General features: G+C 43.1%; 21 protein-coding genes and 2 tRNA genes. 18 read left to right on the top strand and 5 right to left on the bottom strand.

What is annotated here, in order from left to right:
• Window positions 1–33 precede the first annotated feature (33 nt).
• Complete coding sequence (locus tag WC647_05910) at window positions 34–957, bottom strand: MBL fold metallo-hydrolase (protein ID MFA6221832.1); 924 nt, start codon at window positions 955–957, stop codon at window positions 34–36.
• A 307-nt stretch (window positions 958–1,264) separates the two neighbouring features.
• Here WC647_05910 and WC647_05915 point away from each other — a divergent pair, with 307 nt between their 5' ends.
• The 10 genes from WC647_05915 (at window position 1,265) to WC647_05960 (ending at window position 11,532) form a co-directional block, all read left to right on the top strand.
• Window positions 1,265–1,537, top strand: a complete 273-nt coding sequence (locus WC647_05915) for a hypothetical protein (protein ID MFA6221833.1) — start codon at window positions 1,265–1,267, stop codon at window positions 1,535–1,537.
• A gap of 137 nt (window positions 1,538–1,674) precedes the next feature.
• Entirely contained in the window at window positions 1,675–4,074 is a 2,400-nt protein-coding gene (locus tag WC647_05920; GenBank protein ID MFA6221834.1) for a tetratricopeptide repeat protein, read from the top strand.
• Between the two features lie 783 nt (window positions 4,075–4,857).
• The gene (locus WC647_05925) at window positions 4,858–5,163 is read left to right on the top strand and encodes a hypothetical protein (protein ID MFA6221835.1); all 306 of its coding nucleotides are present in this window, start codon (window positions 4,858–4,860) and stop codon (window positions 5,161–5,163) included.
• A gap of 17 nt (window positions 5,164–5,180) precedes the next feature.
• A complete protein-coding gene (locus WC647_05930) occupies window positions 5,181–5,501 on the top strand; it encodes a hypothetical protein (protein MFA6221836.1) in 321 nt (106 codons plus the stop codon).
• 172 nt (window positions 5,502–5,673) lie between these two features.
• A complete protein-coding gene (locus tag WC647_05935; GenBank protein ID MFA6221837.1) occupies window positions 5,674–6,270 on the top strand; it encodes a hypothetical protein in 597 nt (198 codons plus the stop codon).
• 117 nt (window positions 6,271–6,387) lie between these two features.
• Window positions 6,388–6,463, top strand: a tRNA-Ile gene (locus tag WC647_05940).
• Between the two features lie 232 nt (window positions 6,464–6,695).
• Window positions 6,696–7,511: a Nif3-like dinuclear metal center hexameric protein gene (locus WC647_05945; GenBank protein ID MFA6221838.1), complete on the top strand. Its 816-nt coding sequence runs from the start codon at window positions 6,696–6,698 to the stop codon at window positions 7,509–7,511.
• Complete coding sequence (locus tag WC647_05950) at window positions 7,508–8,239, top strand: C4-type zinc ribbon domain-containing protein (GenBank protein MFA6221839.1); 732 nt, start codon at window positions 7,508–7,510, stop codon at window positions 8,237–8,239. The genes WC647_05945 and WC647_05950 overlap by 4 nt, the downstream gene beginning before the upstream one ends.
• Before the next feature lie 112 nt (window positions 8,240–8,351).
• Window positions 8,352–10,559 carry a 1,4-alpha-glucan branching protein GlgB gene (gene glgB / locus WC647_05955; protein ID MFA6221840.1) on the top strand — a complete coding sequence of 736 codons (2,208 nt, stop codon included), beginning with the start codon at window positions 8,352–8,354 and terminating at the stop codon, window positions 10,557–10,559.
• Window positions 10,560–10,701: 142 nt separating this feature from the next.
• Window positions 10,702–11,532, top strand: a complete 831-nt coding sequence (locus WC647_05960) for a cytidylate kinase family protein (protein ID MFA6221841.1) — start codon at window positions 10,702–10,704, stop codon at window positions 11,530–11,532.
• Between the two features lie 74 nt (window positions 11,533–11,606).
• Here the strand turns inward: WC647_05960 and rfaD are convergent, their stop codons facing one another.
• On the bottom strand, window positions 11,607–12,581 hold the full coding sequence (rfaD, locus tag WC647_05965) for an ADP-glyceromanno-heptose 6-epimerase (protein MFA6221842.1): 975 nt from the start codon (window positions 12,579–12,581) through the stop codon (window positions 11,607–11,609).
• 238 nt (window positions 12,582–12,819) lie between these two features.
• Between rfaD and WC647_05970 the strand changes: the two genes are divergently transcribed.
• The 4 genes from WC647_05970 (at window position 12,820) to WC647_05985 (ending at window position 16,876) form a co-directional block, all read left to right on the top strand.
• The gene (locus WC647_05970) at window positions 12,820–13,098 is read left to right on the top strand and encodes a hypothetical protein (protein ID MFA6221843.1); all 279 of its coding nucleotides are present in this window, start codon (window positions 12,820–12,822) and stop codon (window positions 13,096–13,098) included.
• Between the two features lie 320 nt (window positions 13,099–13,418).
• Window positions 13,419–13,877 (top strand): DUF202 domain-containing protein, encoded by a 459-nt coding sequence (locus WC647_05975; GenBank protein MFA6221844.1) that lies wholly within the window; start codon window positions 13,419–13,421, stop codon window positions 13,875–13,877.
• 119 nt (window positions 13,878–13,996) lie between these two features.
• Window positions 13,997–14,344, top strand: a complete 348-nt coding sequence (locus WC647_05980) for a hypothetical protein (protein MFA6221845.1) — start codon at window positions 13,997–13,999, stop codon at window positions 14,342–14,344.
• Between the two features lie 120 nt (window positions 14,345–14,464).
• Window positions 14,465–16,876 (top strand): DUF3536 domain-containing protein, encoded by a 2,412-nt coding sequence (locus WC647_05985; GenBank protein MFA6221846.1) that lies wholly within the window; start codon window positions 14,465–14,467, stop codon window positions 16,874–16,876.
• A 37-nt stretch (window positions 16,877–16,913) separates the two neighbouring features.
• Here WC647_05985 and era read toward each other — a convergent pair whose 3' ends face one another.
• On the bottom strand, window positions 16,914–17,822 hold the full coding sequence (gene era, locus WC647_05990; GenBank protein ID MFA6221847.1) for a GTPase Era: 909 nt from the start codon (window positions 17,820–17,822) through the stop codon (window positions 16,914–16,916).
• A gap of 56 nt (window positions 17,823–17,878) precedes the next feature.
• On the opposite strand from era, the gene WC647_05995 reads away from it, so the two are divergent.
• A tRNA-Ser gene (locus WC647_05995) sits at window positions 17,879–17,971 on the top strand.
• Between the two features lie 203 nt (window positions 17,972–18,174).
• The gene (locus WC647_06000) at window positions 18,175–18,999 is read left to right on the top strand and encodes an alpha/beta hydrolase (GenBank protein MFA6221848.1); all 825 of its coding nucleotides are present in this window, start codon (window positions 18,175–18,177) and stop codon (window positions 18,997–18,999) included.
• Between the two features lie 33 nt (window positions 19,000–19,032).
• Here WC647_06000 and tmk read toward each other — a convergent pair whose 3' ends face one another.
• Complete coding sequence (gene tmk, locus WC647_06005; protein MFA6221849.1) at window positions 19,033–19,617, bottom strand: dTMP kinase; 585 nt, start codon at window positions 19,615–19,617, stop codon at window positions 19,033–19,035.
• A 118-nt stretch (window positions 19,618–19,735) separates the two neighbouring features.
• Here tmk and WC647_06010 point away from each other — a divergent pair, with 118 nt between their 5' ends.
• Window positions 19,736–21,205, top strand: coding sequence for a hypothetical protein (locus WC647_06010; protein MFA6221850.1), 1,470 nt, complete (start codon window positions 19,736–19,738; stop codon window positions 21,203–21,205).
• 102 nt (window positions 21,206–21,307) lie between these two features.
• Here the strand turns inward: WC647_06010 and WC647_06015 are convergent, their stop codons facing one another.
• Complete coding sequence (locus WC647_06015; protein MFA6221851.1) at window positions 21,308–21,745, bottom strand: hypothetical protein; 438 nt, start codon at window positions 21,743–21,745, stop codon at window positions 21,308–21,310.
• A gap of 107 nt (window positions 21,746–21,852) precedes the next feature.
• Between WC647_06015 and WC647_06020 the strand changes: the two genes are divergently transcribed.
• Window positions 21,853–22,401: an OmpH family outer membrane protein gene (locus WC647_06020; GenBank protein ID MFA6221852.1), complete on the top strand. Its 549-nt coding sequence runs from the start codon at window positions 21,853–21,855 to the stop codon at window positions 22,399–22,401.
• Window positions 22,402–22,460: the final 59 nt, after the last annotated feature.

Genomic DNA, 22,460 nt, shown 5'->3' on the forward strand with positions numbered 1-22,460 from the left:
CTACTAACGATGCCGGCTTAAATCCTGTCTTTTTCACGGTTTGACCGACGTGAAGAGCTTGCCGCATTTGTTCTTGACTATGCCTCGACGATAAAATTCATTCATTATCTCATCAAATTTGGATCGATAATTTCCTTCGAAATAAAAATCTACATTCTCTCTGAACCAGTGAGTGGTCATCAAGTGGTCGAAGAATGAGGGCTCATCGGTTCCTTTTTTCATCAGCAACGTATATATGATAATCTTTTTAAGCAGATCATTTCCGATCTTTTCTTTGTTCCCCAGGAACCCTTCCAAGCGGCGCCTGGCTCTTCCTATAGCTCCCGCCACGTCAGTAAATAACTTTCCATGACCCGGATAAACAACTTTCACGTCAAGTTTCTCAATCTTTTTAAGTGACTCCATCATGGAGAAACAAGCTCGACTTCCTTCTACCCGGACGGTCATCACGGCCATGTCGTTTTCCCACAGCGTGTCCGATGATATGAGCGCCTTTTCCTTCCTGTTGTATAGGACAATCCCATCCGTGGCATGACCAGGTGTATAGATTACCTCAAATTCATGCGGTCCAACTGAAATCACATCACCGTCACCAAGACCTGTGGAGCAGTTGAAGAAAGACGCCTCTTGATCGTAGTACTTCCACCATGTCGACCAGTCATCTCGTGAATCTATAAAATATTTTCCAATCCTGTGGATGGCTATTTCGCAGGAAGATCTGTCCTGAACAATTTTGTTACCCCCTATGTGATCACAGTGGCAGTGAGTGCTTATAATCAGTTTCGTGTTCGTGATATCTACTGAAAGGCTTTTTATAAGTTTCTCCGTCGTCTGGAAATCGGCGATGTAGCCAGTATCAATGAGTATGGGCTGTTCGGATCGGGAAACGAAATGGTTGCCATTCAAATAACCTCTTTGAATGAAAAACAGATTCTCCATGATTTCAACAGGTTTCATTTCAGAATATCCTTATTATGCCGCTGTCTCAAAGCGTATCATAAGTCAGAAAACCTCCAAAAACAAAACTGCGCCTATTCAAACGCTTCCCCTGCGCCACCGTGCCTGTGTCGGTTATCTTCTATGCTGAATTCAGAGGCTTGTGCGCTTCCAGAACAAATTGCGCAATTTACTCTGCGGCGCCTAAATTCTGGAGACAACTCCCGATCTATATAAGCGACATCTATAAGCGTAGCCATTTTCAATAAGTTATGATATAATAATGACATTGAGTAATACCTTTTGATTAAAAGGCTGGAGGATTAACATGAGATCTTTTCGCAAGGTCTGCGGAATTATAGTCTTGATCATGTTTCTAAGCGTAAATGTTGTCATGGCTGTAGGTTATGAGAAATATGATTCTTCCGGAAATCCTATATCAAAGACTGAAAATAATTCGAAAAATGCGGAGAGTGTCGGTTCTGCTCTTGAGAAAGCCACATTCGCTCAAAAATATCCCCAAATAATTGATGAAGTAACCTTTTTCATCAAAGATGTTTTGAGCCAATTCGGTCTGACTGAAAACAAGACCGAACAATGATGGTATTCCGGGCGGGATGAATCCGCAAATGCTGGGGTAATCTCGCTCAGTTTAAGAGTTGTCTTGTCTGAGGCCGGATGACATCCGGTCTCTTGCGATTTGTCCGACCGTTCACAATGCTAAGAGGCAAATCCCAGATGAAATCATTCTACAGTCTGATATTTCTAGCCTTAACCTTCGTCTGGTTAATTCCAGGGGTAGGCGTTAGTGAAATGGCTGACCGCCCGTATTACAATTTGGGCCTGATCGCCATGAAAAATGGAAACTTCAGGGAGGCTTTGAAAGAGTTCACCAAAGCCACGGAAATTAAACCTGATGAATGCAAGTATTACAATGATAGGGGAGTAGCCTACAAAAGGCTAGGGGAACTGGACAAAGCTTTTGCCGATTATAACAAATCCCTCGAGATCAACCCACATTACACTAATGCTCTAAATAACAGGGGAGTAGTCTATCTGGAACAGGGTCGTTACGATGAGGCCCTTGCCGATTTTCAGGAAGCTTTAAAATACGGTGGACTGGAAGGAAAGATTTTTACGAACATTGGAATAGCGAAAGCTGCCAAAGGTGATCACAAAGCCGCAGTGCAGGATTTCGACAGCGCTGTTTCGTTACATCCGGTAGATCCTCGGTCCTTTCTGTTTATGGGGCAGTCTTTAGAGCATTTGGGTGATAAAGATAAGGCTTTGAAAATGTATCAGGTGGCTTTAGGAGTGATAAAGGAGCCGGAAATTATTGCACTGGTAGAGAAAAAAATAGCTTCTCTCGATCAGAACCCTACCCGTGTTTTGCCTCGCACGTTGCAAAGAGAGCCCATAGCCGACCAGAAGGAAAAATCCCACAAAAGTATCGCCACTACGCCGGCCAAACCAATTAGAGAGATAATTCATGCCAATAAGAGGCCGGACTACATTGAACAATCTCCAAAGAAAAATGATCAAAAACCTGTTCAATTAAATCTGCCTGAATCGTTCGAAGCCATGAACAAACAGGTCAGAGACCGAATGATAGTCAATCTTGGACAAGCCTCCGCTGAAATCCTTCGTCAGGCATCAGACTTTGTAGACAAATCAGATGATTACAAGGCGATGATAAGATTTGAAGATATTCGTGCGCTTGAAAAGCGAAACAAGAATTATCGCGCTGTAGGATGGGCTCTTCTGGAGATCGGAAGAATCTATGTTCGCAGAGGCGACTATCTGAAAGCGGAAGAAAGCATCATCAACGCTTTGAAGATATTTTCTTCATTAAAATTGACCGATGAAAGAATCCTGACACTCATTGAACTGGCAAGACTTAAAAAACTCGAAAATGCGCAAGAGAAGTCGAAAACATTGTTTGTTCAGGCGGAAGAATTGGCAAACTCAACTGGGAAATCGGACCTATCTCAGAGTATCCAGGATCTAGCCAGTGGTTCTTTCGAAAAGAAAAAAAATGCTTCCCAACTGGTCAATGCTTCAGCAAAACCCCAAAGTGTCAAGATAAACCAAAACAAGGTGTCTGAAATTTCTCAGGCGCCAGCGGAGACTAAGGTTAAAATTGACCCACCTAAAACAGTCGGTGTGAAAATAAACGAACAGGCGCAGCGAATCAATTACGGAAACGCAAAATCCGTCTTTGACATGAAAACAGAGACGATTGTAAAGCAAAACGATTCAAAGATCCAATCAAACGCTTCCACTTCTTCAATTGTTAACAAACAGGACTTAACCGCTAATAGCAAAGCTAAAACCGCTCAGGCGACCTCAGACTCTACATCCCGCGTAGAAACTCTATCAGCGTCAATTCATCCGGACGCTGTAAAGCCACTTCCAAGCTTAACCACTAAGCGGCCCACAATAGAGCGAGCAGTTTCCAAAAGAGATCTAACCAAAGCTATTTCTGAGGGCATTTTGGAAATAAGAAAGCTTAGAAAACAAAATGACGAAATAAAAATGATACCTGTCCTAGACAGATTAGCCGGAAATTACATCGAAGCTGGGGATTATGAAAGGGGCCTGAACGCAGCCAACATCAGTCTAGCGTTTCGTGAAAAATTAGGCGTCAAGGAGGGCAAAGCAGACTCATTGCAGTTACGCGGGCGGATTTATGACCATCTTGGAAAGACGGTCGAAGCTCTGGAAGATTTGACTTGGGCCGAGCAGCTTGGGAAAAATTCGGATCGGTCGCTACAGCCAAAGATCAAATATCTGGTTGGGAAGTTGGGTTTGAATATGGATAGCGCCCTCAGAGATTATAAGACACTTTGGCTATCCAGGGAGGCCGGGGACACACAGGAAGAAATCAAGGCTCTTCTGGATCTTGGTAAAATCTATGCGAAAGTGGGAAACATACAGGAAGCTTCCAAGTATTACGAGTTGTCGAATGCCTCCTTAATGGTTGAAAGAGCCCTGTTTTATCAAAAATTGGGGAAACCTGATGAGGCGAAAAAAACGATGGAACAAGCTCTGCAGAAGTTGAAATCCCTAGACTATCTTCTCTATTTTTCGTTCATGAATCGGTCCAAATACCATGACAAACTATCCGCGATTCAATAATCGATCGGTATTTTGACGATGTGGAAGATTCTGAATAGTGACTGGTTTGCCATCGCACTGGTGGTTTCGTGCGGCTTCCTGTTAAGCCTGCTGTATTTTCGCCACAGAACCATAAGCTATTATTGGATGCGTGATTCTGGCTGTGGCTACTGTTTTAATCATTTTGGGTCGTGGACGGACACCGGAACCGTAAATCCCATTTCAAAACCGGGGCGCGCTCTGATTGGCTGAACCAAATCTGTCCAGTAAGGGTCTAATTGCGTTTCCACAGGTTCAATTGCAGTTCTTAGGGGGAAGTGACCTGATAGGTGTATGAAAACTTCAATCCATTACACCCATCAGAACAGATCTGATGACCATAACTCTTGCAGGCGAGATCAGCGTCAAACCCTATGTCAGGGGATCGATCCACGGGAATTACGAATGAGAAGTTCCCCACGGAATTATCATTGAGACATCGGCAGGTTATATGACACTTTGTCCAAACTTGATTGGTTAATCCCAATTGACCTTCAACCAAAATCATGAACAAAACCAAAAAAATAAATGAACACGCTTTTAAAAGTCGCATGGAATCACCCAATTCAATTATATAAAGAAATTCTACCATATAGTCTATTCACGTTTCAAGAAGTTAGAAATCCTTTAGTGTGAATTTAAGAGCGCCTTGAATTTTAGCGGTCGTTAAGATATTATTGGCCAACAGTCTCTTTTTTTCTGAAATCTGCTGACTTAATTTATCTCAAGAGAGTAATTGGCCTTTTTTTTGAGGAATGTTTCCTGATGCTACGAGAACATATCAACGATATAAGAACCAGGTGGAGTCCAAAGGAGCGTGCTGACAAACAGTATGATCCTCAGATCTATTTGGAGAGTCCTGAACAAGCGCGTAGACTAATCAATCACTTGAATGAAAAGCTTGAAAGAGCGAACAAGAATCATGATAGAATTCTAGCCCAAGAAATCTCTGGGACACTTGAAAAGGTAGAAAACCTGTCTCGCAGTTTTTTCAGGTGGGAAGAAAGTATTTCAAGTTCATTGAACAGGCAGGATCTAAAAGAAATTAATGAACTGCCCGTAATATTCTGAATGATTGAGGAGCAATTATGGATTACGAATCAATGAGCCGCGAGGAATTGATCAAAGAAATTGAGAGCATCAACGAATATATGGACAATATTATTGTCTTTTGGGGTGACAAAAAGGGTTTTAGAATGATGTTTGAAGACGTGGCGAGCAATGAAAAAGGTGAGTATACCCCAGAAGAAGCCCAAAACGCCAAATTTATACTGGATACTGAGGGCGCTTTCGACCAATTTATAGAACTGCTGAGGGAATCTTTCGACAGGGGCGGGATATATCACGCAATCTCTGAAAAGATGTCATATATAATGGAACAAGTTTCACGTGGTAACAAAGCTAATTAAGTTATTAGAGCGTAATAGAAATTAATACGTCAAAGTCATTAATTGATAAACATGACATCAGGTATTCAAAGTTTCTGGAAAAAAGTCTCAAAATAGTTTAATATGATCTTGCAACAATTGATTTAATTGCACTAGTATTCTGCCAGTGCATTGGTGAAAGGAGATAGGCGCTGTGAAGCAACGGCTGCAAATTCTGGGCAAGCGTGCGGGATCCATTCTGTTTCTTTGTTTATTGTTAATTTTATGCGACAAGAACTCAGCGCTGGCTCAAAATAGGGAAACTGATTGCGAACAGGTTAAAGGCCAGTGGGAACAATTGTACCAGGAGATGAAGGATAAACTTGATGGGTTCACCAGCCTGGAACAAACACCTATAGAACGAATAATTAAAAAGCCCATTGTAAATCCCGGCTCTTCTGAAACTATCGCTGCCCAGATTTCTCATGCTTTGCAAGTCAAGGAAGATTTACTAATCAGCAAGAGAAAAGAATTGCGTAATCTTATAAATGTCGAAACAAAGCTATTTAGTGAACTTCAACATTGTTTACAAGCGGAAAAATCCAGTCGACATAAAGACGCCCCCAACATACTGAAGAAAAGAAAGGCGTTACTAGACAAAGCTGTAATTACTATGGCGGAAGTAAAAGAAATTGAGGGTAGGGAAACGGTCATGCCTTATTCAGAAGCTGCAGGCCAGGATCAGTATCGCCGTAGCGTCTACAATCAGTGGCAGAATCAGGGTCAGTATAGAGGATGGTGGGGATATTGATTTTATCGAGCTAACCTTGCTTATCAAAAATGAATCGCAAATGAGCGATTCATTTTTTTGTTTCTTGCTAGTTGACGAAACGGTCTTATTTATATAAAATGAAAATTTACGATGTAAGGGCCCATAGCTCAGCTGGTAGAGCTCCCGGCTCATAACCGGTCGGTCCCTGGTTCGAATCCAGGTGGGCCCACCACTTTTTCGGAAGTTTTTATGAGACTTGTTTGTCACACATATCAGGTTGTTCTTTTCCCACGGGGAGCTCATCAAGGCTCCCCGTGATTTTTTGTGGCGCACGCTTTTTCCTGATTATGAACAAGTCTCACGACTTCGGCAGGATCCATTCATTTACCTGCCCGAGCGATTTGTTTGGGACAAGAGCTGTGAACAACAATCTTTTAAACTGCGACTTTGGTTAAACTGATTTAATGGCGCCCACCCTTTCGGATATTCAGCAGTTGGCTGACACGCTGTTCCCCTTCGAGTGTGAGGAACCTTGGGATAACAGCGGAATTCAGATAGGTAATCTTTCGAGATCGATAAACGCCATGGCGTTTAGTCTGAACGCATCAATTGACGCTGTCGGTTTCGCTGCTGAAAACAGTTGTGACCTGCTTGTTTCCCATCACCCACTTTTGTTGAAGCCTATCAAGAAAATCCTGGCTTCAGATATTACAGGGAAAACTATTCTTGACGCGGTGAGAGCAGGAGTAGATATTCTTAGTCTCCACACCAATTTGGACGCTGCTGAGGGCGGTTTGAACGACTATCTGGCGAATGCGCTCGATCTTCTCGACATTCAAACACCAAAAAACGCGCCTTGTTCGCGTCTGGGTAGATTGTCCGAGCCCGAAACCCTATCCCACCTGTCTCACAAACTCTGCCAAATCTTTAATTTGGATTCTGTAAGGGTCGTTGGACGTATGGACAGAAGTGTCTCTACTATATTCCTTGTATCCGGAAGTGGTATGGGCTACCTCCAGGAGGCGATTTCAGCCGAGGCGGACGTGTTAATCACCGGAGATGTTCGTTATCATGGCGCTTTGGAGAGTCAGGAATCCAACATCTGTGTCATAGACGCCGGACATTTTGGCTTGGAAAAGTTCGCGATTAAACTGATGCAGAAAAAATTTGAAGCTGAATTTTCCAGGCTCGGTTGGAAAATCAGGTTGTGCCCTTTTGAGGCCGAAAAAGATCCTTTCACCGATATACGCTTTGAAGAGCGAGGAGGAATTATCAATTGATAGAACAGTTGCAACTGCTGATGCGACTTCAGGACATAGAGTCTCAAGTTGACCAACACGAGATGGTCCTAGATCAGCTCCCCAAAGAGCTGCAAGAAATGGCGAGGAATCTCGTAACATTGAGACATGAAATATCTGAAACTCAAGACACGTTAGAAATCACCGAAAAAGAACTTCAAAAAAAAGAATCCGAATTGACAGTGGAACAAGAAAAGATCAAACGATCTGAGCGTAGGCTTTTGAGCATAAAAAACCTCAAAGAACACGAAGCCCTTTCTAGAGAAATACGTCTCGGGAAAAAGGTGTCCGGGGAAATTGAGGAAAACATGCTGGAATTGATGAATAGTGTTGAACAGTCGAAAAAAAATCTGGAAAAGAAACAAGCTGAGTACGAAGATTGCGAAAAAGCCTTGGTAGAAAAAAAATCAAAGTCCGAAAAAATACTCTCAAACGCCACCAAAGCTTTGAAGTCCTTGAAGGTCGAACAACAAGAACTGGCCGCAAATGTTAACAAAGAATACTATAAACGCTATTCTACAGTAAGAAGATCAAGAGGTAACGCCATTGTTGAAATGATTAATGGATCTTGCGATGGGTGCCACATTTCAGTACCTCCACAATTGGGGATAAGGGTCCTACGGCAGCAAGAATTCGTTTTCTGTCCCAGTTGCCACAGGATACTTTATGTAAAACCTGAAAACATACCAGCGCCTAACGGAGCAGATTGATCCTTAATCTTCCCGATATCTTGACTAATATTTTTAATCTTAATCATTCTTTTACAAGACTGAGGCGACCAGACGCCGGAGATCTCCCTACAGAAGCGTTTCAGAGGTTCTTATGCTTTCGAAAGAACTGTTGACCGGTATCTCCGCTGAAGATATTCAGCGAATATTGTCTGTTGAACATTCAGACCCTCATAGTGTATTTGGAGCGCATCCAGTTCGAATTAACGGACATGATGGACTCATTTTCCGATTTTATCACCCTGACGCGATTTCAGGGGAAGTTATAATTGGTGGGGAAATTTTTCAATTGCATGGCGCGGAAGCTCAGGGGCTTTTCTGGCTATGGCTCAGTGATGAATCTTTGCCTCTGGATTATTTGGTGAGGTTCAATTTTCCCAGCGGACTTTCCTGGACATTTGATTCGCCGTACAGATTTATGCCGACTTTGGGCGACCAGGACTTGTATTATCTCGGAGAAGGCACGCATTACAATTTGTATGAGAAAATGGGCGCCCATCCTCGTTCCATGAATGGGGTGTCAGGGGTATCATTTGCCGTTTGGGCCCCAAACGCTAAGAGAGTCAGCGTAGTTGGAGATTTCAACAATTGGGATGGGCGCATTTTCCCAATGAGAAGCATGGGAACTTCTGGTATCTGGGAGCTTTTTATCCCTGGGCTTGAACAAGGGGTTCTCTACAAATATGAGATTCTATCGAATTCGAATGAAATCAGAATCAAGACCGACCCTTTTGCGTTTGGGATGGAATTAAGGCCGGGATCAGCGTCCAGGATATGGGATGTGGACATTTATAATTGGGATGATTCTCAATGGATGGAAGATAGAAAGCGTCTCGATCACTTCTCATCACCTATGAGCATATATGAAATTCATCTCGGTTCGTGGATGCTAATACAGGAGGAAGGGAATCGATGGGCGACTTATCGTGAGATGGTGGGGCCACTAGTAGCGCATTTAAAAAAATACGGCTTCACGCACGTGGAACTCATGCCGATAATGGAACATCCATTCGACGCATCCTGGGGTTATCAGGTAACAGGCTATTATGCTCCTACCAGCAGGTTCGGTTCACCGGACGATTTCAAATTCTTTATAGACACGTTACATCAAAATGGCATAGGAGCAATACTCGATTGGGTCCCAGCTCATTTTCCGAAAGATGATTACAGCCTGCGATGGTTCGACGGAACGGCTTTATATGAACACGATGATCCCAAGCAGGGGGAGCACAAAGAATGGGGAACCCTAATTTTCAACTATGGCCGTAATGAAGTGCGAAACTTTCTTGTAAGTAACGCCCTGTTCTGGCTTGACAAATATCATATTGACGGCCTTCGCGTAGACGCTGTAGCTTCCATGCTTTATCTGGATTACAATCGATCTGATGGAGAATGGATTCCTAATAAATATGGGGGAAACGAAAACCTGGAAGCTATTGAATTTATCCAAGAATTTAATGCCATGGTATATGGTAAATTTCCAGGATGTTTCACTGTGGCGGAAGAATCTACGGCCTGGACGGGTGTAACCACGCCGACCTACCTTGGAGGACTTGGTTTTGGATTCAAATGGGACATGGGCTGGATGCACGACACACTTAATTATTTCTCAAAGGATCCAGTACACAGGTGTTTCCACCATAATGACCTTACCTTCTCAATGATGTACGCATATAGTGAAAACTTTGTGCTGCCGTTATCCCATGATGAAGTTGTTTATGGGAAAGGGTCTCTGTTGCGCAAAATGCCGGGTGATGAATGGCGGAAATTCGCTAATTTACGGCTGCTTTTTTCTTATATGTACACTCATCCAGGAAAAAAACTGCTAATGGCCGGAGCTGAGTTGGGAACATGGAATGAGTGGAGTCATGAATCAACCCTGGAAAGAGATCTGATCCAACAGGAATACCATGCCCAGATCTCTTTATTTCTTGAAGATTTGGGAAATCTTTATATTTCCAACAAAGCCTTATGGGAATTGGATTGTCGGCCGGAGGGCTTTTCATGGATAGATTGCAACGATTACCTTAACAGTATCCTGGCGTACATCCGGAGAAGTCGAGAGGGATATGTAATTTGCCTCTTAAACTTTACGCCAGTTGTCCGGGAGGGTTATAGAGTCGGTGTGCCTGAATTGACTGCGTATAAGGAAATACTAAATTCAGACTCCATATATTACGGGGGGAGCAACCTTGGAAATGGAACCTATCTGAACGCCAAACCGGGACCTTGCCACGGATACGAACAGTACTTGGAACTGACACTGCCTCCTTTGGCTGGTTTAATACTGACCAGGGTCTAAAATTCCACATGACAGAAGTTTTTTTATGAATGAGATAGAGAAAGTTGTTGACAGAGTTCAGAATTAACATTTCAAATAATCTTCGACCTTTTAACGGGGATCGTGAATCGACCTGTTCCAACGAATATAGGTGAGGCAAACAATGCGAATAGTCACGATATCAAGATTTGTGGGTTCTTACGCGGATGTTATAGCGGCTACGGTAGCTCGCAGAATGGGCTTAGAGCTTGTAGGTCGAGATCAGGTTCACCAGATGGCGCAAACTTGCGACCCGGAATATAGTCGCGCATGTTCCCTATATGAAACTGAACACGGGCCGGGTTTTTTCGAAAGAATTTTTTTCGACAGGCCTTCATATACGAGTCTATTTGAATCGTTGACTTACGAAAAAGCAAGCCAGGGAGATGTAGTTATCGTGGGTCGCGGCGCTCAAGTTATTCTTAAGGACATTCCAGGTGTTTTCAGTTGCCGTGTAGTGGCGCCATTTGGTGTCAGGGTCCAGAGAATAATGGAAAGGTACCGCTTTGACAAACAGGAAGCTGAAGACTTTGTACGCAAATACGATCATGAAAGGGAAAGTCTTATTAGATCTATCTTTAGGAGTGATCCCAATGAATGGTCGCTTTATGACATGATCATGAATACGGCTCATTATTCTTCCGGGGACGCTGCCGACATAGTTATAGACGCCATAGATAAAATTCAAATGCCCCAGGACGAAGAATCGCTCAAGGACAATCTTAGAAACTTGTCAATAGCCAAACGAATTGAAACCAATATTAGGCGTAAACTGTCGTCTTCTGTAACACGAAATTTGGAAATTAAAATGGAAGCAGGTGGTGTGGTTACAATATCAGGAAAAATTGGTGATCGAAAAGATCGAGACAAGGTGGAAAAACTTGCGGGACAGTATCCTGGCGTTACCGAGGTAGTAAACAATTTGAAGGTAAGTGAAGTTATGTTTGGGTTCTGAATTTTTCAAACAAATCCTTAAATTCTACCTTGGGAGAAATAACTATACGCCTCTGGATCTTGAGGAGAGACATGTCATTCAATTTCATGGCCTTTCTCAAGATAGTTTAGAACATAATCTCGTGCAGCGTCTTCCAAGTCATGAAAATTTCCACGAAACCCTGACGCCCTTAATTTGTCAAGTTCAGCGCAAGTGTAGTATTGATAACGTTTTTCAAGCCCCTCAGGCATATCGATATATTCAATATTATTCGGCATATCAAGAGCTGAAAAAACAGCACGCGCCAAGCTGTTGAATGTATTCGCCTGCCCTGTTCCAACATTGAACAGGCCGTTAACTTCAGGATTCTCAAGGAAAAATAGAGTAACATTGACAGCGTCCTTGACATAGATGAAATCACGACGCTGTTCCCCATCTCCGATATCGTGGCGATAGGATTTAAAAAGCCTGATAACTCCCGTCTTTTTGGCCTGTAAATACGCCCTAATGACCACACTTCGCATGTCGGCTTTGTGATACTCATTAGGCCCGAAAACATTGAAATACTTCAGGCCCACTGCTCTTTTCAGGAAACCTGTTTTTTGCGCCCAACAGTCGAAGAGATGCTTGGAATAACCATACATGTTCAATGGTAGAAGTTCCGGACCAGGCGTCAATTCATCTGAGTATCCTGTAGAGCCATCGCCATAAGTGGCCGCGCTGGAAGCGTAAATGAAACGGAGCCCTGGTTTTCCCGCAAAAACCATGGCCAACCGCCTAGAATACTCATAATTATTCTCCATGAGATAATCGGCGTCTTTCTCAGTCGTGGAACTGCACGCGCCCAAATGGAAAACGGCCCAGGTCTGATGATCAAACAGTCCCTTCTCGGCCTTGGAAATAAAGGCGTCCTTGGATTCAAAATCAAGGAATCTTAACCTTCTGAGATTCTTCCATTTTTCCTCTAACCCGAGATGGTCGACTATCAATATATTCTGTTCACCAAGCTGGTTAAGCTCCCAGACTAGATTGCTCCCGATAAAACCCGCTCCGCCAGTCACTATGATCATGGCGATAATACGCCTTTCATTAATTTGACATAATTATGATTATGTTGATGATGCCTTCGTTTGAATTGTTTTAATGCGCCCGTCAGAAAATCGCAAGAATTTATGAGCTTTCTTGATAAGAATGTGTCGCAACAGGAATCAATGGTCATTGAATAGATAGACAAATTCCGCTCCTATATGATAATAGAACCGTATCATCCCCTTAAACGATTTTTGATCATTTAGGGAGTAACGGAAAATGAAGAAGCTGCTTGTAATAATCGCTCTCACAGTTTCCCTTGGCATCGTGGCCGGGCTCTATGCTCAGCCGGCATCGGCCTTTTTTAATTTGAACATGCCGTTCTTTGGAAGCGGCGCAAAAGCTTGTAATGCTCCAGTTTGCGCTCCTCCTTGTTATGGCTACTACTGCGGACCAGTGTATACCTGCAAACCGATGAAGGCTAAAGCCAAGGTCAAAGGAGAAGCCAAAGAGAAAAAAGTAAAGAAGGAAAAGAAAGAAAAAACGAGAATAAAATAAGTTTCTAGCTTATTTATAGCACAAACAAGACTCAAGGATTTGAGATTTGAGACACGCGAGTCAGGCTGTTGATTCAGGGGATGACATCTTAGCGCCCTGACAATGCTGGCCTCAGATCTCAATCCGACAGATTACTTTTACGGATAAATTCTAAAATAATTGCTCCAGACCACCCTGCCTCATTTTATTAATCAGTAAATTTCGTTATTAATCTTGTCAGAAATCATCACGTATAAGAGAGATTTTGCAAGACCATATACGACCGCAGGTTTCGATGTTATGTTGTGAATAGTCGGGTTGTGATATTTTCGGAGGCAAAGTTGAGTTTTCTCGAAAAAGTCATGGTTTTATTACGAAATCAGGACATGGATTCTAAACCGCCGGCTGTAAAAGACGATGACAGGATTTTTCTCGCTTGGCAGCGGACACACATGGCAAACGAAAGGACATTTTTGTCCTGGTCCCGAACTAGTATATCTCTCCTCGCGTTTGGCTTCGTTATAGAAAAATTCGAAATATTTCTTAGACATCTCCTCGCTTTTGAAGAAGGCGCGAGCGCCCAAAACCACGGGAACAGCGCGATGTATTTGAGCCTACTCTGCTTTATTCTTGCTGGATTCATGATCATTGTTTCAGGAGTTCGTTTCATCAGGATGAGGGTGCATATCAACAAGGGCGAGGCCGTCTTTTCGGCTTTGCCTGACCTGCTTGTCGTGGTATCGGTAGCCGTAATAATCGGTCTTGCGCTAATGTTAGCCCTGCAGCGGTACCTTTGGTGATTCTCATTATCTATAATCGGTTTAACATACTGTAAAGCATATCTTTTGTTTATTGATTGACGTTTACCGTTAAATTTGGTATGGTTACTACAAATCTATGTCAACAGGAGATAGAAAATATGACAAGATTACCTATACTGGTATCTTTTGTTGTTGTATGCCTATTTGCTGGTTTTTCAGGTCAGGCGCTTGCAGGCGTGACAAGCGATAATCTGTCCCTGAATAATTTCAAATTGGCTGACTCCAAACCATATGACGCGTTGGCGAAAGCTTTTCAGAAAACACGTCAACAAACAGCCTCGAGTAGCCTAACAAAAAGCTCTGACAAAAAGACTACATCCAAATTGTCCAACTCATCAAAAACAAACAAAAAAAATAAAGTCTACAAAAACAAGACAACTAAAACTTACAAAAAATCATTTAACAAGAAGAACAAAACTTACAAGAAAGCGGCATACCATCGTTAGAAATAAGCAAGTTTTAACAAATTATTCAATCAGTTAATTTCCTGGTAGAATCTAAACCCACCCTAGCTTTATAAGAAAGGTGGGTTTTTTTGTTAATGTCCATGTTGGCGAGGTTTTTTGATGGAAGGGTCTAGCGCCAGATGCATTTGTATTCACGGGCATTTCTATCAGCCCCCCCGGGAAAATCCGTGGCTGGAAGAGGTTGAAAAACAGGAATCGGCCCATCCTTTTCACGACTGGAACGAGAGAATCTCATATGAATGCTATCGACCAAATTCTGAAGCCCGTCTGCTGGACAGTCAAGGCAGGCTCCGTGAAGTAATAAACAACTATGAACATTTAAGCTTCAATTTTGGTCCCACCCTTCTTTCCTGGATGGAAAAACATGACTTAGCGGCGTATGAAGCGATTCTGGATGCGGACGCAAAATCACAAATTCAAAGATCTGGCCACGGAAATGCGATAGCTCAAGCATACAATCATCTTATAATGCCCTTGGCGACCAGTCGGGACAAAATCACACAGGTGGTTTGGGGCATCAGGGATTTCAAGAAGCGGTTCAAGCGCGACCCGGAGGGTATGTGGCTTCCTGAAACAGCTATAGACTCAGAGACTCTTGAAATACTGGTTGATCAAGGTATCCTTTTTACTATTCTTTCGCCACAGCAAGCCGCGCGCTTTAGAGAAAGATCCAATGATTATTGGCATACGGTAAATGCTGTTCCTATAGATCCGTCGAGGCCTTATATATGTTCTCTGCCGAATGGGAGCAAGATCACTATCTTTTTTTACGATGGCCCGATATCCCAGGCAATTGCTTTTGAAGGATTGCTCAATAACGGGACGACTTTCAAGGATCGTCTGGTTCGAGCTTTTTCGGATGAACGCGTTTGGCCGCAACTTGTAAACATTGCTACAGACGGTGAATCATATGGGCATCATCATCGATTTGGAGAAATGGCGCTTGCGTTCGCCGTAGAACAACTGTTGAATGAACCGGGAATCAAGTTAACGAATTATGGCGAATTTTTGGCCAATTTTGTTCCTACAGCTCAGGTGGAAATCGTTGAACAAAGCTCATGGAGTTGCGCTCACGGAGTTGGTCGTTGGATGAGAGACTGCGGTTGTTCGACAGGTCAAAAACCCGGATGGAATCAGGCGTGGAGAGCACCGTTGAGGCGTTCTCTTGATCTTGTGCGCGACAGGATTGATAAATATTTCGAGGAACGTGGAGCAGAGCTGTTCAACGATCCATGGGCCGCACGAGAGGATTACATAGATCTGCTGTTGGAAGACCGTTCGGGAACAACCTTATTCTTGAAAACTCACAGTAAACGTGAATTTACTCCTAATGAATCGGTAGAAGCTCTCAGTCTTTTGGAAATGCAAAGAAACAGAATGCTCATGTATACTAGTTGTGGGTGGTTTTTTGATGACATAACCGGTATAGAAACTTTGCAGATACTGGCCTATGCGGCAAGAGCGCTCCAATTTGCCGGGTCCTATGATCCAGGATTGATCAACGAATTTCTTCGTGGGCTTTCCCCAGCGGTGAGCAACACTCAGTCACATATTCATGGTGATGAACTGTACATGGACAAGGTCGCGCCAATGATCGTTGACCTCTCTCAAGTCGCGGCGCATGTGGCCATTTCCACCCTTTTCGACACACCTCATGTATCTGAAACAGTCTATGTGTATAAAGTGCGTCTCATTGATTTCACGAGAGAAGAATTCGGCGACCGCATATTGCTGATAGGCCAATCTAGAATTCAGAGCACAGTAACCCTACGAGAACAGCGAGTGGTTTTCACTGTCCTGTATTTTGGAGCTGTGGATCTTCGATGCTCAGTGCAGGCTTACTCTGGAGGCCAACTCGTTTACGAGGATCTTAAAAAGGACCTGATCAACTGCTTCAAGAAAGATTCATCCACGGAATTAATACGCAAATTGGACAAATATTTCCCGCACAAATATTTCGCCTTCAAAGATCTCTTTATCGAACAGAGAACGCGGCTTCTAGAGGCCGTGACCAAAAAAATGTTCCAGGAGCAGGCGGCAGTCCTTGGTACTTTCTACAAGAAAAATGAAGACTTCGCTCGATTGATCGTTAGTCACGGCGCAAGACTGCCCGATACATTCCGAGCCGCCGCTAGATTTGTTCTGAATCGACGGTTTCTTCGTGAGCTGGAAAAACTTTCTCAAGAAATTTTTCCTGAAGGATTAGAGTCTGTGCTCACTGACACAAATTTTTGGAAAATAGAACTGGATCTCAGCGCGGCTCAAAAACTGATCAGTCAGCACATAGTAGTTCTAGTAAATAAACTTGGGAAAAACGGTTCTGAGGACTCGATTTTATCAGAAATATTTAGATTTCTGGATATGGCCCAAGATCTTGACATTTCATTGCAACTTGGTGAGGCGCAAATAACATTATTTAGAATTCTTCGGAAAGCTGGAAAACAACCTCAAACTGAACTTTCCCCTGAGATAACAAAATTGGCGGATCGGCTTTCGGTAAAGCTGGATTGATTCATCAAAGGCTTGACTGTCATTGTCGTTTAAAAGTCTATTTGGAATCCAGGTAGCCGAATTCTTTTAATTTGGTAATGCTCTTGGTCCAGTTTGGCGAAACTTTAACAAATAACTCGAGCCTCACGGGAACATCCAAAAACTCCTGAATTTTCTGTCGTGCTAGGGTTCCTATATTCTTTATCATTGCTCCGTTACGACCAATTAAAATCTTTTTTTGACTGTCCCGTTCCACATGAATATTTGCCTGGATCAAGACTCGATTCTCCATTTCCTTGAAAGTTTCGATAGCGACGGCAGTTTTATGAGGCACTTCTTGGCCCAATAGGTTCAAGATCTGTTCCCTGATCAATTCCGTGGCGAAAAATCGCTCCGGCATATCGCTAAGATCATCTGATTCATACAAAAATGGACCTTCGGGCAAGATATCAACAAGTTTTTCCAGAAGAAGATCACAATTTTGTCCCGTGATAGCGCTTATCCCCAGAACCGCTTGATATGTCCCACTTTGAGCCAGCCCGGAAATCAAGAGTTCAGCAATGCTTTGTTCCATGGTGTCCGTTTTATTAACAGCCAGAATGGTAGGTTTGCCGGAACTTCTTACAAGCTGTTCAATCTGATCCAGTTCACGAGATTTCTTTCTTGTTCCGTCCATGACAAACAATATGATGTCCGTGAGATTTATTGTCCTTGATACAGATTCAACAAAGGCCTGGTTAAGGGCGGTGGTCGCCTCATGATATCCTGGTGTGTCTTGAAATATGATCTGAGCGTCTGGAAGGGTAAGAATCACCGATATGGTGTTCCGGGTGGTTTGGGCTTTTGGCGTGACAATTGAGAGGTTGGTCTGCGAAAGACGGTTTACGAGGGTGGATTTACCAACATTTGGTAGACCGACGATAGCGACAAACCCGGATTTCGTTTTTTTGTGGCTGGATTGTTCCACTAAATCTCCTTGACCAGAGAATCAATTCTGTTTATATAATTATTCTTTATGGTAATGGAGAGATGCCCGAGTGGCCGAAGGGGCGCGACTGGAAATCGCGTGAATGCCCACAAGGTGTTCCGAGGGTTCGAATCCCTCTCTCTCCGCCATGAAGTCTTCACAATTATAGCCATCCTGATTCCCAACTTTTGAAATCAATTGCAAAAACCCTGCCTGACCATTACAATGATCGCAAGTCCTATACACTAACATATTACCTCAGCCGAACACCCGTGCAAACATACTTCAGACTGAAAAGAGATAATTTATTGATATTGGATTCACTGGAAAAAAGGGAGGATCGCGCATCATCATGTCTTTCGTCGATATAAACGGAATAAACCTGTACTACGAAATTCATGGCCATGGAGCCCCCCTTCTGTTGCTACATCATGGTTTCGGATGTACCAAGATGTGGAATAAAATATTGCCACAACTGGTAGATAGTGGATACAAGCCGATTTGCTATGATAGACGAGGGTATGGACAATCAGAAGAAGGACCGGACTTCTTTGATTTTTATGTTAGCGATGAATTCGTGGAAAAAAGCATAAATGAGCTTGAATCATTCCGTGATTGGCTCGGCCTTGATTCCTTTTATGTCGTAGGTCAATGCGAGGGAGGAGTATTGGCCGCGCATTATGCGGCAAAATATCCAGATCGAATCAAGAACATGGTCATATCAAGCACACTATGTTACAGCGCTTCTACTATGCACGAATTCAATCTATCGAAATTTACCAAGACTTTTGATCAGTTGGAACCTCAACTACAGGAGAAATTAACAGGTTGGCATGGAGAAAAAACCAGGACATTTTATTCTAAGTTTTGTCAATTTGGAGGAGCTTACGGAAAAGATTTTTTTGATCTCAGGCCGATTCTTAAGCTGGTAAATTGTCCAACTCTGGTTCTTTATCCAGACAGGAGCTTCCTTTTCGAAGTTGAGCAGGGGGTAGCCTTTTATCGAAATCTTGCTCAAGGGGAACTGGCAGTCCTTCCTAATTGTGGCCATAACACTTACGATGAGCAACCCGAGGAATACTATTCTCACATAGTGAACTTTTTCAGTCGGCACCGTCTCGACGGGCTGCCCGGAATGAGCCGTAAAACGCTTAAGCCCATAACTTGCGCAGGTTGAAGTCTTCAAGATGAATAAGACGATATTATGAAATCAGAATTTAACCCCTTTCAGTTCCAGCCAGCGGACAATCTCAGCGTGCGCCTCAGAAGCTAATTGGTTACCGTCAATCCTTTTTATGACAGGTTCGTCGAACGTGTCATAAATAGCTGATACAGCTTCAAGGTCTCTTCTCTTTTCAAAAATGGAATATCCGGCAGGCCGTGACTTGCCTATTCGCTCAAGGGCTGTTTCCACGGAAACGCAAATTAGAAAAACAATGTCGGGAACTAGCGCCAGCGATTGATTTTTTTTGAGAATCCCAACAGGATCCAAGCCTTGTGAGCCCTGGTAAGCTGCGGAAGAGTAGTAATAACGATCGCAAATTACATGTTTGCCTGCTTCCAACGCGGGCGCTATCAATGTCCTGACATGATCCACGCGGTCTTCAAGGAAAAGCGTGAATTCTTCTTCAGGAGAAAGTCTAACCGAAAGACTTCTTAGTCTTTTTCCAATTTTTCCACCGGAGGGCTCCCTTGTGAGGACAAAATCGATTCCCCTGGATTTAAAGAGATTCGCTAGCAGAAGGGCTTGCGTGCTCTTTCCACTTCCGTCAATACCCTCAAACACAATAAACATGCTAAAATAATCCTCCAAGTCGTATCTTTTCAAAAAAACTGGCAATTATAGATCCAATATTCATATCTACGATACAATGTTAAACAAACCCCAAAATATTTGAAATGGGAACCGACACATGTTCAATGTTCCGGATTACAGAGTTAGAACCTTAACTGATCGATCGGTAAATGAAAATGGAGCGTTTGTAGTCTATTGGATGATTTCGAGCCGCAGAGTTCAATGGAATTTCAGTCTTGATACGGCCATCATGTGGGCTCAACAACTTGGAAAGCCTTTGCTCATCCTGGAAGCCCTCAGGTCAGGCCACAAATGGGCGAGTGACAGGTTTCACAACTTTGTCATGGATGGCATGAGAGACAATCGAGACGCACTAAAAGACTCCGGAGTTTTGTACTATCCTTACCTCGAGCCTTATCCCAACGCGGGGAAAGGACTTCTGAAGGCTTTGTCCGCAAACGCATGCATCGTAATTACCGACCATTTCCCAAGCTTTTTTCTGCCCAAAATGATATTTGCAGCTTCATCACAAGTAACCTGCCGGATGGATCTGGTCGATTCAAATGGATTGTTCCCACTATTTAAAACTGATAGGGTTTTCACAAGCGCATTTTCCTTCCGGAGACACCTACAGCAGCATTTGCCGAAATATCTATTGGACTCTCCCAGCAGCGCGCCCGTGACCTATCGGAAACTGCCTGCTTTGGAAACAATTCCTGTGGATATTTTTAAAAGGTGGGAGCCGATTGAAGATTCTCTGCTCAACTCGTCGCGGAGGGATTTGTCTCGTATCCCAATCGATCACGACGTTCAGGTTGCTTTAAAACAGGGTGGAGCAAAAACCGCTTCCGAGACTTTGTGCGCTTTTCTAGATCAGCGTCTCCACAACTACGCGAGTGATAGAAATGAACCTGACATTGAAGCGACTAGCGGATTATCCGCATACCTTCACTGGGGACACATATCCATTCATCAAATATTTTGGGATCTGATGCGAACGGAAGATTGGACTCCGGATAAACTTTCCTCAAGAACAGATGGTAAGAGATCGGGTTGGTGGGGGGTAAGCGAGAATGCGGAAGCATTTCTTGATGAACTGGTTACATGGCGTGAACTTGGCTACAATATGTGTTCCTTGAGAAATGATTATGACTCTTATGAATCTCTGCCGGAATGGGCCAAAAAAACTCTGTCCGATCATCAAATTGACGCGAGAGAATACCTCTATGATCTTGAAGTCCTGGAAAAAGCGGAAACACACGACGTCATTTGGAACTCGGCCCAACGACAGCTTTTATCAACTGGAACAATGCACAATTACTTAAGAATGCTTTGGGGTAAGAAAATCCTTGAATGGACTGTCACGCCTCAGAATGCCCTTGAAATAATGATAGAATTAAATAACAAATACGCCCTGGATGGTAGAAACCCAAATTCCTATACCGGTATATTCTGGGCCTTGGGACGATATGACCGACCTTGGGGGCCTGAACGTTCAGTATTTGGAAAAATACGTTACATGAGTTCAAAACGAACTCGGGAAAAGCTCAAGATGGACAATTATCTACGAATTTTTCAGCCTGATTAGAACTCTTAAGGAAAATGTCGAAGTACCAATTGTCAACAAATCGATCATTTCAGGTTCATTGGTCATCCTATCACCAACCCTCAGAACTATGTCCGTTCAACCTTAGTGAGATGGTGGAACCACTATCTCATTCCTGATCCACACGGCTTCACTATATTTATTCAGCCTTTTGTTGACTTCGTAATCATGCCTCTCTTTGGTGAGCAGCAATTCATCCGGGTGTATTTTTTCCAGTTTCTGAGGTTTGTTTTTGAGATCCTGTTCTATTTTGTCCTTAAAGCCTTCTAAAGGGCGGATTTCAAGATTATAAATCGCATAACCATTTTTTTCCCTGCATATATAAAAGATCTTACCCCCATCGGTTATTTTTATGGAAATTAACTTTCCTGTTGTTGGAACCCTCGTGTAATGGTTTTCGAATTTGACCGCGCCATATTGCGACAAGATATTTTCCGCCAGGCCAAAATCTCCTGCATAAGCGGAGTTCATGCAAGTTCCTGTGACCAGCAACGATAAAATCATTCCACAAAAGAATTTCATCCTGTCCTCCGTTCTGTCGATGCCGGCCCTTAGCGTTCATGATAGACACACGGCTGGCTTTAGAGTATGCTCTGCGAAGTTTTAATCTCAAACAAGGGGAAGATGCAATGAGAGAAAAAAATGTTATGAAACTTGTATTAACATTAAGTATTTCCATTTTACTTATCGTCGGTTTGGCTGTTCAATCTCAGGCTCAGGGCCTTAAAATGGCTGACGTAAGTATGACTGATATTTCTAATAAATCCCAAAAAATTAAATTAGCCTTGGACGAACTTAGAAAATTCCAATCCGAACCCACAGCGAACATGAAGACGCTGGAAACCGAAATCAGACAACTTCAGGAAAATCTGGAAAAAGGCAAAGCCAGTCTCAAAGAAGAAGATAAAACGAAGATAGAAGACCAAATTAGGGCCAAATTTCAGGCCTATCAGCTTGAGCAACAGAACTTTAAAGCCCTAGTCCTTGAACAACAAAAGAAGATAAATGACACTATGATGGCCGAGATTAATGACGCCGTGTCAAAGGTAGCGCAGCAGGGAGGCTTCTCTGTTGTTTTTCTTAAAGAATCCATAATCTATTCCAAGGACGTTCCTGACATAACGGATAAGGTCATTAGCTATCTTGACGCTTCCGCGCAGCAGCCCGCCAAGAAGTAGTTCAGAAAGAAAATCAAAGCAGAGAAGTCCTAAGCCAGAGATCAAAAGATTTCAAATCC

The sequence above is a fragment of the Desulfomonilaceae bacterium genome, from assembly GCA_041662605.1.
In the GTDB taxonomy this organism is placed as follows: domain Bacteria; phylum Desulfobacterota; class Desulfomonilia; order Desulfomonilales; family Desulfomonilaceae; genus CAJBEZ01.

Coding starts and splice junctions, on each gene's coding strand:
- rfaD (MFA6221842.1), bottom strand. CDS start 12,581: ATGATCATAGTGACTGGCGGAGCGGGTTTTATCGGGAGCAATCTAGTC.
- WC647_05930 (MFA6221836.1), top strand. CDS start 5,181: ATGGATTACGAATCAATGAGCCGCGAGGAATTGATCAAAGAAATTGAG.
- WC647_06020 (MFA6221852.1), top strand. CDS start 21,853: ATGAGAGAAAAAAATGTTATGAAACTTGTATTAACATTAAGTATTTCC.
- WC647_05920 (MFA6221834.1), top strand. CDS start 1,675: ATGAAATCATTCTACAGTCTGATATTTCTAGCCTTAACCTTCGTCTGG.
- WC647_05910 (MFA6221832.1), bottom strand. CDS start 957: ATGAAACCTGTTGAAATCATGGAGAATCTGTTTTTCATTCAAAGAGGT.
- glgB (MFA6221840.1), top strand. CDS start 8,352: ATGCTTTCGAAAGAACTGTTGACCGGTATCTCCGCTGAAGATATTCAG.
- WC647_05985 (MFA6221846.1), top strand. CDS start 14,465: ATGGAAGGGTCTAGCGCCAGATGCATTTGTATTCACGGGCATTTCTAT.
- WC647_05915 (MFA6221833.1), top strand. CDS start 1,265: ATGAGATCTTTTCGCAAGGTCTGCGGAATTATAGTCTTGATCATGTTT.
- WC647_05960 (MFA6221841.1), top strand. CDS start 10,702: ATGCGAATAGTCACGATATCAAGATTTGTGGGTTCTTACGCGGATGTT.
- WC647_05925 (MFA6221835.1), top strand. CDS start 4,858: ATGCTACGAGAACATATCAACGATATAAGAACCAGGTGGAGTCCAAAG.
- WC647_05980 (MFA6221845.1), top strand. CDS start 13,997: ATGACAAGATTACCTATACTGGTATCTTTTGTTGTTGTATGCCTATTT.
- WC647_06000 (MFA6221848.1), top strand. CDS start 18,175: ATGTCTTTCGTCGATATAAACGGAATAAACCTGTACTACGAAATTCAT.
- WC647_05970 (MFA6221843.1), top strand. CDS start 12,820: ATGAAGAAGCTGCTTGTAATAATCGCTCTCACAGTTTCCCTTGGCATC.
- WC647_06015 (MFA6221851.1), bottom strand. CDS start 21,745: ATGAAATTCTTTTGTGGAATGATTTTATCGTTGCTGGTCACAGGAACT.
- WC647_05945 (MFA6221838.1), top strand. CDS start 6,696: ATGGCGCCCACCCTTTCGGATATTCAGCAGTTGGCTGACACGCTGTTC.
- tmk (MFA6221849.1), bottom strand. CDS start 19,617: ATGTTTATTGTGTTTGAGGGTATTGACGGAAGTGGAAAGAGCACGCAA.
- WC647_06010 (MFA6221850.1), top strand. CDS start 19,736: ATGTTCAATGTTCCGGATTACAGAGTTAGAACCTTAACTGATCGATCG.